15 protein-coding genes are annotated in these 12,490 nt (G+C 64.7%); all 15 read right to left on the reverse strand.

From position 1 onward, the window contains the following. Nucleotides 1–3 precede the first annotated feature (3 nt). On the reverse strand, nt 4–594 hold the full coding sequence (gene hisB / locus CR105_RS00710) for an imidazoleglycerol-phosphate dehydratase HisB (RefSeq protein WP_099786514.1): 591 nt from the start codon (nt 592–594) through the stop codon (nt 4–6). An 11-nt stretch (nt 595–605) separates the two neighbouring features. Continuing rightward, nucleotides 606–1,700 carry a histidinol-phosphate transaminase gene (hisC, locus tag CR105_RS00715; protein WP_099786515.1) on the reverse strand — a complete coding sequence of 365 codons (1,095 nt, stop codon included), beginning with the start codon at nt 1,698–1,700 and terminating at the stop codon, nt 606–608. Further along, nucleotides 1,679–2,533 (reverse strand): DNA-methyltransferase, encoded by an 855-nt coding sequence (locus CR105_RS00720; protein ID WP_099786516.1) that lies wholly within the window; start codon nt 2,531–2,533, stop codon nt 1,679–1,681. The genes hisC and CR105_RS00720 overlap by 22 nt, the downstream gene beginning before the upstream one ends. Further along, nucleotides 2,530–3,846, reverse strand: a complete 1,317-nt coding sequence (hisD, locus tag CR105_RS00725) for a histidinol dehydrogenase (RefSeq protein WP_099786517.1) — start codon at nt 3,844–3,846, stop codon at nt 2,530–2,532. The genes CR105_RS00720 and hisD overlap by 4 nt, the downstream gene beginning before the upstream one ends. 6 nt (nt 3,847–3,852) lie before the next feature. After that, the gene (gene hisG / locus CR105_RS00730; RefSeq protein WP_099786889.1) at nt 3,853–4,527 is read right to left on the reverse strand and encodes an ATP phosphoribosyltransferase; all 675 of its coding nucleotides are present in this window, start codon (nt 4,525–4,527) and stop codon (nt 3,853–3,855) included. 9 nt (nt 4,528–4,536) lie between these two features. After that, on the reverse strand, nt 4,537–5,787 hold the full coding sequence (gene murA, locus CR105_RS00735) for a UDP-N-acetylglucosamine 1-carboxyvinyltransferase (RefSeq protein ID WP_099786518.1): 1,251 nt from the start codon (nt 5,785–5,787) through the stop codon (nt 4,537–4,539). 2 nt (nt 5,788–5,789) lie between these two features. Further along, the gene (locus CR105_RS00740) at nt 5,790–6,026 is read right to left on the reverse strand and encodes a BolA family protein (RefSeq protein WP_099786519.1); all 237 of its coding nucleotides are present in this window, start codon (nt 6,024–6,026) and stop codon (nt 5,790–5,792) included. Between the two features lie 14 nt (nt 6,027–6,040). After that, entirely contained in the window at nt 6,041–6,808 is a 768-nt protein-coding gene (locus tag CR105_RS00745; protein ID WP_099786520.1) for an ABC transporter permease, read from the reverse strand. After that, on the reverse strand, nt 6,805–7,716 hold the full coding sequence (locus CR105_RS00750; RefSeq protein ID WP_099786521.1) for an ABC transporter ATP-binding protein: 912 nt from the start codon (nt 7,714–7,716) through the stop codon (nt 6,805–6,807). Before CR105_RS00750 ends, CR105_RS00745 begins: the two co-directional genes overlap by 4 nt. 170 nt (nt 7,717–7,886) lie before the next feature. Then, entirely contained in the window at nt 7,887–8,183 is a 297-nt protein-coding gene (locus CR105_RS00755) for an STAS domain-containing protein (protein WP_099786522.1), read from the reverse strand. 8 nt (nt 8,184–8,191) lie between these two features. Further along, on the reverse strand, nt 8,192–8,827 hold the full coding sequence (locus CR105_RS00760; protein WP_099786523.1) for an MlaC/ttg2D family ABC transporter substrate-binding protein: 636 nt from the start codon (nt 8,825–8,827) through the stop codon (nt 8,192–8,194). A gap of 76 nt (nt 8,828–8,903) precedes the next feature. Then, nucleotides 8,904–9,995, reverse strand: coding sequence for an MlaA family lipoprotein (locus CR105_RS29325; RefSeq protein ID WP_099786524.1), 1,092 nt, complete (start codon nt 9,993–9,995; stop codon nt 8,904–8,906). Continuing rightward, a complete protein-coding gene (gene mlaD / locus CR105_RS00770; RefSeq protein ID WP_099786525.1) occupies nt 9,992–10,462 on the reverse strand; it encodes an outer membrane lipid asymmetry maintenance protein MlaD in 471 nt (156 codons plus the stop codon). Before mlaD ends, CR105_RS29325 begins: the two co-directional genes overlap by 4 nt. A gap of 73 nt (nt 10,463–10,535) precedes the next feature. After that, a complete protein-coding gene (gene mlaE, locus CR105_RS00775; protein ID WP_099786526.1) occupies nt 10,536–11,318 on the reverse strand; it encodes a lipid asymmetry maintenance ABC transporter permease subunit MlaE in 783 nt (260 codons plus the stop codon). After that, nucleotides 11,315–12,118, reverse strand: a complete 804-nt coding sequence (locus CR105_RS00780; protein WP_099786527.1) for an ABC transporter ATP-binding protein — start codon at nt 12,116–12,118, stop codon at nt 11,315–11,317. The genes mlaE and CR105_RS00780 overlap by 4 nt, the downstream gene beginning before the upstream one ends. Between the last annotated feature and the right edge of the window lie 372 nt (nt 12,119–12,490).

The following is a 12,490-nucleotide window of genomic DNA, read 5'->3' on the forward strand; positions in this document are numbered from 1 at the left end:
TTCTTACAAGCTGCCTTTGGTGGACGGGATCGTGCCGGCGGAGCGCGCATCGAGTTCGGCGGCCATGCGCAGCGCGCGGCCAAATGCCTTGAACACCGTTTCGCACTGGTGGTGCGCGTTCTCGCCGCGCAGGTTGTCGATGTGCAGCGACACCAGCGCGTGGTTGACGAAGCCCTGGAAAAATTCGTGCGCCAGGTCGACGTCGAAGCCGCCGATCATCGAGCGCTTCCACGGCACGTGCATTTCGAGGCCCGGACGGCCGGAGAAATCGATCACCACGCGCGACAGCGCTTCGTCGAGCGGCACGTAGGCGTGGCCGTAGCGGCGGATGCCCTTCTTGTCGCCGATCGCCTTGGCGACCGCCATGCCGAGCGTGATGCCGGTGTCTTCGACGGTGTGGTGGGCGTCGATGTGCAGGTCGCCGACGCACTCGATGTCGAGGTCGATCAGGCCGTGGCGGGCGATCTGGTCGAGCATGTGGTCGAGGAAAGGCACGCCGGTGTTGAGCTTCTGGACGCCGGTGCCGTCAAGGTTGATCGCGACGCGGATCTGCGTCTCGTTGGTGTTGCGGGTGATTTCTGCGGTGCGGGTCATGGACGGGTACTCTATTTGTTCAGTGCTGCTGCAAGGGCTGTCAGGAAGGCGGAATTTTCTTCCGGCGTGCTGACCGTCACGCGGATGCAATTGACCAGCAGTGCGTTCATTTTACCCATATTTTTGACTAGTACCTTGTCAGCGGCGAGTTTCGCGCAGGCAGCATCGGAGTCGGGCACGCGGAACAGCAGGAAATTGGCCGCCGATGGGAACACTTCGACGCCCGGCAGCGCGGCCATGGCGGCCGCCAGGGTGGCGCGCGCGGCGTTGATCTCGGCCGCCTGGGCGTCGAGCACGTCGAGGTGGTCGAGCGCGAATTCGGCCGCGACCTGGGTCAGCACGTTGACGTTGTAGGGCGGGCGCACCTTGTCGAACTGCGCCAGCAGGGCCGGGGCGGCCGACATGTAGCCGAGGCGGATGCCGGCCAGGCCGAGTTTGGATAGCGTGCGCATCACCACCAGGTTCTCGAACTCGGGCAGGTGGCCCATGAAGCTGGTGCGGGCGAACGGCTCGTAGGCCTCGTCGACGACGGCGATGCCGGTGTCGCCGAGCGCGTCGATCAGTTCGGCCATGTCGGCGGCGTCGTACAGGTTGCCGGTCGGGTTGTTCGGGTAGGACAGGAACAGCACCGCCGGCTTGTGCTCGCGGATGGCCGCCAAGAGCGCCGGCTGGTCGAGCGTGAAGTCCGGCAGCAGCGGCACGCCGACGAAGTCCATGCCGGCAAACTGCGCCGAGCGCTGGTACATGACGAAGGCCGGCACGGGCGCCACGATGACGGCGCGGCGGTCCTGGCGCGCCGTGGCCATCGCGACCATCGAGATCAGTTCGTCCGAGCCGTTGCCGAGGACGACGTCGTACCCCTCCGGCACGCCGAGCTTGGCGCGGATGCGCTCTTTGAGGGTGGCGTAGGAAGCGACCGGATAGCGGTTCAGCGCCGCCGCGGCGAGGCGCTCGCCCAGTTCGGCGCGCAGGCTTGCCGGCAGCCGGTACGGGTTCTCCATCGCGTCGAGCTTGATGAAGCCGGACGCTTCGGCCACGACGTAGCCGTTGATGGCGCGTACGTCGGCGCGGATGGTGTTGGCGATCAGGTTGTCGATGAAAGACATAATTTTCCTTGGCTTGAAGGTGGTTCGTCCGGTTCGCTTTTCTTGGCGCTCTTGCGCTTCGGCTTGGCGGGCGTCGCTTCCTCCGGCGCGGCAAGCCGGCTTTCGATGATCCGGCAGTAGTCGGCATTGAGTTCGAAGCCGACGAAATTGCGCCCGCAGCGCTTGGCCGCCAAAGCGGTGGTGCCGCTGCCCATGAACGGGTCGAGCACCACGCCGCCGGGCGGGCACGAGGCCTTGAGCATGCGTTCGATGATCTCGAGCGGCTTCTGGGTCGGGTGGTCGGCGCGCTCAGGATGTTCCTTGTGCAGGCGCGACACGCTCCACAGGTCTTTCGGGTTGTAACCAATTTCGAGCCACTTGGCGCCGACGAAGATCGAGCGCGACCTGGCTTTCTTGGTTTCGGCGTCGTAGGCGATGCGCACGGCGTCGAGGTCGAAGTAGTAGTCCTTGCGGTTGACGAAAAAGCCGATGGTGTCGTGCACCGACGTGAAGCTGCGCACGCTGCCGCCCATCGACGGCACCCGGCGGTCCCAGATGATCTCGTTCATCATCGTCATGCGCTGCTTGAGCATGACGAAGATCTCGGGCGAAAAGCGCCAGGTCAGGAAGATGTACAGGCTGCCGTTGGCTTTCAGCTTGGGCAGCGCGGCGCTGATCCACTGCTCGGTCCAGGCCAGGTAGTCGGCCGCGCTTTGCTGGTCGGAGGCGTTGCCGTAGTCCTTGCCGAGGTTGTACGGCGGGTCGGTCAGGATCAGGTCGACCGAACCGTCGGGGATGCGCGCCAGGCCGACCAGCGCATCCTCGCAGAACACCTGGTTGACCCAGGCGGTCATGACGGCGCTTTGATGCGCAGCTCTGCGCTGCGGGCGTGCGCCTGCAACCCCTCGCCGTAGGCCAGTTCGGCGGCCACCTTGCCGAGCGTCTGGGCGCCGGCTTCGGAGACGTACAGGATCGACGAGCGCTTCTGGAAGTCGTACACGCCCAGCGGCGACGAGAAGCGCGCGGTGCGCGAGGTCGGCAGCACGTGGTTCGGGCCGCAGCAGTAGTCGCCCAGCGACTCGGACGAGAAGCGGCCGAGGAACATGGCGCCGGCGTGGCGGATCAAGTCGGCCCACTGCTGCGGGTCTTCGGCGGAGATCTCGAGGTGCTCGGCGGCGATGGCGTTGGCGATCTCGCACGCTTCTTGCATGTCGCGCACCTTCACCAGCGCGCCGCGGTCCTGCAAAGAGGTGCGGATGACGTCCTGGCGCGGCATCGTCGGCAACAGCTTGTGGATGCTCGCCTCGACGCGCGCGATGTAGTCGGCGTCCGGGCACAGCATGATGGCCTGCGCCAGTTCGTCGTGCTCGGCCTGCGAGAACAGGTCCATCGCCACCCAGTCCGGATCGGTGCTGCCGTCGCACAGCACCAGGATCTCGGACGGGCCGGCGATCATGTCGATGCCGACGGTGCCGAACACGCGGCGCTTGGCCGCCGCCACATAGGCGTTGCCGGGGCCGACGATCTTGTCGACGGCGCCAATCGTGGCGGTGCCGTAGGCCAGGGCGCCGACTGCCTGGGCGCCACCGATGGTGATGACGCGGGTAACGCCGGCAATCGCCGCCGCCGCCAGCACCATCTGGTTCTTCACGCCGTCGGGCGTCGGGACGACCATGATGATCTCGGCCACGCCGGCCACCTTGGCCGGAATCGCGTTCATCAGCACCGACGACGGATACGCCGCCTTGCCGCCGGGGACGTAGATGCCGACCCGGTCGAGCGGCGTGATGCGCTGGCCGAGCACGGTGCCGTCAGGCTCGGTGTAGCTGAAACCCTTCAGCTCCTCTTTCTGGCGCTCGTGGAACACGCGGATCCGCTCGGCCGCGACCTGCAGCGCGGCGCGCTGGGCCTGCGGCAGCGCCGCGAGCGCCGCATCGAGTTCGGCCTGGCCAATATCGAATTGGGCCATGCTATCGGCACTGATGCGATCGAACTTGTTGGTGTACTCCAGCACCGCGGCGTCGCCGCGCGCCTTGACGTCGGCCAGGATCGAGGCGACCGCTGCTTCGATGGCGTCGTCGGTGGACGCTTCGAACGCGAGCAAGGTATCGAGCTTGGCGCGGAAGTCCGGTTGCGTGGAATCGAGTTTGCGGATCTGGATCGACATTGGAAATCAGCCTTGCGTTTTTGAAGCGCGTTCGAACGCCTCGAGGATGGGTTGGAGCCGCGCGCGCTTGAGCTTGAGCGCGGCCTGGTTGACCACCAGGCGCGACGAAATCTCCATGATGGTTTCGACTTCGACCAGGTTGTTGGCGCGCAGCGTGTTACCGGTCGAGACGACGTCGACGATGGCGTCGGACAGGCCGACCAGCGGCGCCAGTTCCATCGAGCCGTACAGCTTGATCAGGTCGACGTGCACGCCCTTGGCGGCGAAGTGCTCGCGCGCGGTCTGGACGAACTTGGTGGCCACGCGCAGCCGCGCGCCCTGGCGCACCGCGCTGGCGTAGTCGAAGCCGGCGTTGACGGCGACCGACATGCGGCAGGCGGCGATCTTCAGGTCGATCGGCTGGTACAGGCCTTCGCCGCCATGCTCGAGCAGCACGTCCTTGCCGGCCACGCCGAAGTCGGCGGCGCCGTACTGGACGTAGGTCGGCACGTCGGACGCGCGCACGATGATGACGCGCACGTTCGGGTCGTTGGTGGCGAGGATCAGCTTGCGCGACGTCTCGGGGTTCTCGGTGACGACGATGCCGGCCGCCGCCAGCAGCGGCAAGGTGTCGTCGAAAATGCGGCCCTTCGACAGCGCGAGTATCAGCTGGCCGCTCGCTTCGGTGGCAAATGGATTCATCGGCATCGCTTACTTGATGCGCACGATGTCGGCGCCCACCTGCGACAGCTTCACTTCCATGCGGTCGTAGCCGCGGTCGAGGTGGTAGATGCGGTCGATCAGGGTGGTGCCTTCGGCGGCCATGCCGGCAATCACCAGCGACGCCGAAGCGCGCAGGTCGGTCGCCATCACGGGCGCGCCGCGCAGGCGGAACACGCCGGCGATGTGGGCGGTGTTGCCGTCGGTGCGGATGTGGGCGCCCAGGCGGTTCATCTCCTGCACGTGCATGAAGCGGTTCTCGAAGATGGTTTCCTTCACTTCGCTGGTGCCGCCGGCAATCGTGTTGACGGCCATGAACTGGGCCTGCATGTCGGTCGGGAAGCCGGGATACTCGGTGGTCGAGAAGCTGACCGGGCGCGGACGCCCATCCATCGTGGCGCGGATCGAGTCGGCGCCGACGTCCATGATCAGGCCGATCTCGCGCAGCTTGTCAAGCGCGGCGTCGAGGATGTCGGTGCGCGTGTTGCGCAAGATGATGTCGCCGCCGGTGGCCGCCACCGCGCACAGGAAGGTGGCAGCTTCAATGCGGTCGGAGATCACTGCGTGTTTGGCGCCGTGCAGCGCCGGCACGCCCTGGATCACCAGCCGGCCGGTGCCGATGCCGTCGATCTTCGCGCCCATCGCCACCAGCAGGTTGGCCAGGTCGGTCACTTCCGGTTCCTGCGCGGCGTTTTCCAGAATCGTCTCGCCTTCGGCCAGGGTGGCGGCCATCAGCAGGTTCTCGGTGCCGGTCACGGTGATCATCTCGGTGCGGATACTGGCGCCCTTCAGTTTCGGGCACTTCGCGTAGATGTAGCCGCCTTCGATGGTGATCTCGGCGCCGAGCGCCTCCAGGCCCAGGATGTGCTGGTCGACCGGGCGCGAGCCGATCGCGCAGCCGCCCGGCAGCGACACCTTCGCTTCGCCGAAGCGCGCCAGCAGCGGGCCGAGCACCAGGATCGAGGCGCGCATCGTCTTGACCATCTCGTAGGGCGCTTCGAGCGTGTCGATGGCGCTGCCGTTGAGGATGACGGTCTCGCCTTCCTGCTGAACCTTCAGGCCGGTCTGCGCCAGCAGCTTGAGCATCGTCTTGACGTCGTGCAGGTGCGGCACGTTCGACAGTTCAAGGTCGCCGGCCGTCAGCAGGCCGGCGCACAGGATCGGCAGGGCGGCGTTCTTGGCGCCGGAGATGGTGATGTCACCGTTGAGGCGCTTGCCGCCGACGATCTGGAGCTTGTCCATGGTTATCCTTGATATTCTTCAGGGGTGAGGGTCTTCATCGACAGCGCGTGGATTTCCTCGCGCATGCGCTCGCCGAGGGCGGCGTAGACGATCTGGTGGCGCTGGATCGGGCGCTTGCCGGCAAACGCCGGCGAGACGATGACGGCGGTGAAGTGCTGGCCGTCGCCTTCGACCTCGAGGTGGGTGCATTCGAGGCCGGCGCTGATGTAGCCGTGAATGAGTTCAGGAGTAGTTGTCACGATAAAGTCCTTGATTAGTGACGCAGGTTGTAGCCGCGCTTGAGCAGGTTGACGGCGATCGTCGCCAGCACCACGAAAAACGCACTGACGATGGCAAGGCTGGTCCACGGCGAGATGTCCGACTGGCCGAAGAAGCCGTGGCGGAATCCGTCAATCATATAAAAGAACGGATTGAAATGCGAGATCGCCTGCCAGAAAGGCGGCAGCGACTTGATCGAGTAGAACACGCCCGACAGGAACGTCGCCGGCATGATCAGGAAGTTCTGGAACGCGGCCAACTGGTCGAATTTCTCTGCCCAGATGCCGGCGATGACGCCCATCGTGCCGAGGATGGCGGCGCCCAGCAGCGCGAACACGGCGATCCACCAGGGCGCCACGAACGACAAGTGGGCAAACCAGGCGGTGATGATGAACACGCCGGCGCCGACCGCCAGGCCGCGCACCACCGAGGCGAGCACGTAGGCCGAGATGATCTCCCAGTGCGACAGCGGCGGCAGCAAAATGAACACCAGGTTGCCGGTGATCTTGGACTGGATCAGCGAGGACGAGGAGTTGGCGAAGGCGTTCTGCAGCACGCTCATCATCACCAGGCCGGGAATCAGAAAGGCGGTGTACGACACGCCGGGATAGACTTCGACGCGGCCTTCGAGCACGTGGCCGAAGATCAGCAAGTACAGCATGGCGGTCAGGATCGGCGCGGCGACGGTTTGGGTCGCCACTTTCCAGAAACGCAAGGTCTCCTTGTAGAGCAGGGTCTGGAATCCCACGGAAACGAACTTCACAGCGAACCTCCATCCATGATCTGCAAGAAGATATCTTCCAGATCAGCTTGTTGCAATTGCATCTCGTCGATGACGGCGCCGGACTCGCGCAGGCGGGCCAGGATCTGTTCGACTTCGGCGTACTCGTTGACGCGCAGGCTGAACTTGCGGCCGTTCTGCTCGTGCTCGTGGGTGACCAGGTGGCGCAGCCCGGCCGGCAAGGTGCCGCTGGCCAGGTGCACGTTCAGCTGGGAGCCGGAGATGCGGCGGATCAGGGCCGACATCGTGTCGAGCGCGACGACCTTGCCGGCGCGCAGCATGGCGACGCGCTGGCACATTGCCTGCGCTTCTTCCAGGTAGTGGGTGGTCAAGACGACGGTGTGGCCTTCGCGGTTCAGGCGCGAAATGAATTTCCACAGGCCCTGGCGCAGTTCGACGTCGACGCCGGCGGTCGGCTCGTCGAGCACGATGACCGGCGGCTTGTGCACCAGCGCCTGGGCGACCAGCACGCGCCGCTTCATGCCGCCCGACAGCGCGCGCATGTTGACGTCGGCCTTGCCGGTCAGGTCGAGGTTTTCCATCACCTCGTCGATCCACTTGTCGTTGTTCTTCAGGCCAAAGTAGCCGGACTGCAGGCGCAAGGTTTCGCGCACGGTGAAGAACGGGTCGAACACCAGTTCCTGCGGCACCACGCCGAGCTTGCTGCGGGCGGCGCGGAAATCGGTGACGACGTCGTGGCCGTGGATGGCGACGCTGCCGGCATCGGGGCGGATCAGGCCGGCGATGGTGGAGATCAGGGTGGTCTTGCCGGCGCCGTTCGGGCCGAGCAGGCCAAAAAATTCGCCTTCCTCGATCGACAGCGACACGCCGCCCAGCGCCTTCAGGTGCTTGTAGCTTTTTTCGACGTTGGTGATCTGAATTGCAGTCATTCGTTTGGTGCTTACGTGGTTTGTCCAGCGGCAAGGATTTTCGCGGGGGGAACTGCCAATTATAGGGGAAATTGACCGATGAGCCGCGAGGGCGGGATTACGACAGAGAACAACCGGGCAAATCGCCCGACGGCCGCGCTAGCGGCGTCAGGCAACTGTATGAAGCAGGGTCAATGGTGATGCAGGTTGGCGGGTGATTCGACCAGCAGTGTGTCGACGCCGTACAGGTTGGCCAGGCTTTTCAGGCTGACCGGCAGGTTGACGAACGACACCGCGACGCCGGCCTTGCGGGCGGCGCGCTGCATCGCCAGCAGCACGGCCACGCCGGACGAGTCGGCCAGCTTGACCGCGCTGAGGTCGAACACGGTCTGGCCGCCGGCGAGCGCCGCCAGGCCGCGCTCGAGCGCGCCCCTGGCGGTCTGGAACGTCAGCATTTCCAGCGGCGGTTGGGCAGTCGTTGCCGTCATCGCCGTGCTTACTTGCCAGCTTTGGCCGGCTTGTTGGCCAGCTGCTTGTTGCGCTCGGCCAGCTTGGCGATCAGGCCGTCGATGCCGCCCTTGCCGATTTCGGTGGCGAAGGTGCCCTTGTAGGTTTCCACCAGCCACGCGCCAAGCACGTTGATGTCGAAAATCTTCCAGCCGGACGGCCCCTTGGCGAGGCGGTAGTTCAGCTGGATCGGCTCGCCGCGGGCGACGTTGACCTGCGAACGCACTTCGACGACGGTGTCGGCCGGATCGGCGCGCAACGGTTTGAATTCGACCGTTTCGTTCTTGATCTGCGACAGCGCGCCCGAGTAGGTGTGAATCAGCAAGGTGCGGAACTCGTTCGACAGCCGGGTTTTCTGGTCCGGCGTGGCGTCGCGCCAGAAACGGCCGGCCGCCAGCGCGGTCATGCGCTGAAAGTCGACGTACGGCAAGATTTTTGCGTCCACCAGCGCCATCACCTTCTGCTGGTTGCCGGACTGAATGTCCTTGTCGGCCTTGGCCGTTTCGATGACGTCGTTGCTGATGCGCTTGACGAGGACGTCAGGCGCTTCACTGCCCTGGGCGGCGGCGCCGAAGGCGGCAAATGCAAGCGTGCTCATTGCGATTAGTTGCTTGATCAGTTTCATGGGGTCCTCTTTTCTGGTTGCGGGTAGTACAAAGCTGCAACCGCTCTTCAATTTGGCGGTACAGGAATCTGGTTAACTACTTCGACGGCGTTTCGGATGACACGGCTGTGGCCGGCGCAGGCTTTTTCGCTGCCGGCGCGCGCTTGCGCGGCGCGCGCGCGGTGGCCGCCGGCGCCGCCGGCGCCGCTGCGCCGGCTGCCGGGGTCGGGCCCGGATCGTCGGTGTAGGCGTCGCGAATGCTCTTCGCTTCCGAACTGGACGCTGCCGCTGCCGGCACCACGCCGGCGGCCGGCGCGGCCGGTGCCGTGGCCGCCGCTGCGGCGCCAGGCGCTGCTGGCTTGCCTGGTGCCGGCGCGGTGGCGCCCGGATCGTCAGGATACGCAGCCTTGATCGACTTGGCGTCGGCCGGTGCGCCGTCCTTCTTGCTTTCCTGCTGGGCGCCCCTCTTGAACTTGATCTTCTGGTCGCCGTTGTCGGTGATGCGGCTCAGGCGGCGCTGCAGGAAGCCGTCGCGGATGAATTCGTAGCGGTCGAGCGCGGCTTCTTCCATCAGGTTCGACGCGTCGAGCACGGCGGCGCGCTGGTCGATTGCCCGCACGCCGGTGCCGACGTTACGCCAGTTGACCGGTTCCTTGTAGGCCCAAGGATCGGCAGCGATGTCGATCGGCATGACGACGGTGTCGCGCACCGTCGACGGCCCCAGCAGCGGCAGCATCAGGTAAGGACCGGACGGCATGCCCCAGGCGCCGAGCGTCTGGCCGAAGTCTTCGTTGTGCTTGTGCAAGCCGGCTTCGGAGCCGATGTCGAGCAGGCCGCCGAGGCCGAACGTCGAGTTCAGCGCGAAGCGGGTCAGGTCGGACATGCCGTCCTGGCCCTTGCCCTGCATCAGGTTGTTAGCGCCGGTCCACAGATCGGACAGGTTGCCGAAAAAGTTAGACACGCCGGTCTGCACGAACGTCGGCAGCACCTCTTTGTAGGCGGTGGCGGCCGGCTTGAGGGCGACGCGGTCGACCGTGTCGTTGAACTTGAACACTTGCCGGTTGAACTTCTCGTACGGGTCGCGCGGGTTGGGACCGGTGGCGCAGCCGGCCAGCGTGGCGCTGACCGCCAATGCCAGCGCGATGCCGCGCCAGCTCGAGCGCGCCGGGGAGGTGGTTGCCGTGATCATTTCGAATCCTTTCCTTCGGCAGCCTTGCTGTAGATGAACTGATTGATCAGGTCTTCCAGCACGGCTGCAGATTGGGTACTGTTAATGCGGTCGCCCGCTGCCAAATTGACGGTGTCGCCGCCCGGCACGATGCCGATGTACTGTTCGCCCAGCAAGCCGGCGGTGAGAATCTTCAGCGAGCTATCTTTGGGAAACTTGTGGCCCGCGTCGAGGTCGAGCGTGACATGGGCCTGGTAGGTCTTGTCGTCGAAGCGGATGTCGCCGACCCGGCCGACGACCACGCCGGCGCTCTTGACGGGCGCCTGCGGCTTGAGGCCGCCGATGTTGTCGAACCTGGCCGTGACCGGGTAGGTCTTGCTGAACGACAAGGTGCTCATGTTGCCGGCCTTGAGCGCCAGGAACACCAGTGCTGCCAGTCCCAACAGGACAAACAAGCCAACCCAGACGTCGATAGTTTTGCGGTGCATAAATATTTCCTAACTCTTGTTATTGGCCCGGGCAACGCTGCCCGCGCCAAACGGATTGCTTGCTTGTTGATGCTTACTTGTTGAACATCAGCGCCGTCATGACGAAGTCGAGTCCCCAGATCATCAGCGACGAGATCACCACGGTGCGGGTGGTGGCGCGCGAGACGTCTTCCGGCGTCGGATCGGCGTGGTATCCCTGGAACAAGGCGGTGAAGGTGACGGCGATGCCGAACACCACGCTCTTGACGACGCCGTTCAGGATGTCGGCGCGGACGTCGACGTTGGCCTGCATCTGCGACCAGAATGCGCCCTCGTCGACACCGATCAGCTGCACGCCGACCAGGTAGCCGCCGAGTACGCCGACGGCGCTGAAGATCGTCGCCAGCACCGGCATCGCGATCACGCCAGCCCAGAAGCGCGGCGCGAGCACGCGCTGGATCGGGTTAATTGCCATCATTTCCATGGCCGACAATTGCTCTCCGGCCTTCATCAAGCCGATCTGCGCGGTCAGCGAGGTCCCGGCGCGGCCGGCGAACAGCAGCGCGGTGACGACCGGTCCCAGCTCGCGCACCAAAGCTAGTGCGACAACCTGGCCAAGCTTTTGTTCGGCGCCGTAGGGTGTGAGCGTGATATAGCCTTGCAGGCCGAGCACCATACCGACGAACAGGCCGGAGACGACGATGATGACGAGCGAGTAATTGCCGATGAAATGGATCTGCTCGGAAATGAGACCGGGCCGGCGCATCGCGCCTGGCGACACGCGCAGCAGGCCGGCGAACGAGCGCACGGCGAAGCCGACGTTGCCCAGGCTTTCGCGCAAGGTGCGGCCGATCGTGCCGAGGATATTGGCGATCATGCGCGCTCTCCCAGGCCGAGGTCGTCGGCGAGCGACTTGCCGGGATAGTCGAACGGCACCGGGCCGTCCGGCTCGGCGTTGACGAACTGCTTGACGTACGGATCGGCCGACACGCGCAGGTCGGCCGGCGTGCCTTGCGCGACGATCTTGCCGGCCGACATAAAGTAGACGTAGTCGGCGATCGCGAAACACTCATGGACGTCGTGCGAGACGAGGATCGAGGTCGAGCCGAGCGCGTCGTTAAGCTTGCGGATCAGGTTGGCGGTGACGCCCATCGAGATCGGGTCGAGGCCGGCGAACGGTTCGTCGTACATGATCAGTTCCGGGTCGAGCGCGACGGCGCGGGCGACGGCGACGCGGCGCGCCATGCCGCCGGAAATCTCGGCCGGCTTGAGCTGGGCCGCGTTGCGCAGCCCGACGGTATTGAGCTTGAGCAGCACCAGGTCGCGGATCAGTTCTTCCGGCAGGTCAGTGTGTTCGCGCAGCGGGAAGGCGACGTTCTCGAACACGGTCAGGTCGGTAAACAGGGCGCCGAACTGGAACAGCATGCCCATCTTGCGGCGCAGCCGGTACAGGCCGTCCGTGTCGAGCTGGTGCACCACTTCGCCGCCGACCTTGACCTCACCTCTTTGCGGGCGGATCTGGCCGCCGATCAGGCGCAGCACCGTGGTCTTGCCGCAGCCGGACCCGCCCATGACGGCCACGACTTTCCCGCGCGGGAAGTCCATGCGCAGGTTCGACAGGATGACACGCTCTCCGTACGCAAACTGCAGATCGCGGATTTCGACAAGATTGGACACAGGGCTATTCGGTATTTGGGATTGCGTATTGTAGTGCAGAAAGGATAATCTCTGCTGGCGTGCGCCTGTTTTGAGACGGGTCGGGAAGACCAGAATACAACACTAATGAACGACGAGTCAGATATTTCCAGACGTAAGTATTTGTTTTTAATGAACTATGGAAATCTAAACAGTTGTTTTAATGTTGCAAAATATTAATTCACGTCTGCATGTAAAGGGATTTGGCGAGGGGCGGCGCTGGCGTCTGCGGGTGTAAACTGGGCCGCTGCGAGTGCGAGAAATGTATTGACGGCCGACTGCAGACGAATTACCGGATGTCCTTGCGCAAAAATGGTTTTCGCCGGGCACGCTGACCAGCGTCACAGCCAGCCG

Origin of the sequence: Massilia eurypsychrophila (genome assembly GCF_002760655.1) — a bacterium.
In the GTDB taxonomy this organism is placed as follows: domain Bacteria; phylum Pseudomonadota; class Gammaproteobacteria; order Burkholderiales; family Burkholderiaceae_D; genus JAFCUW01.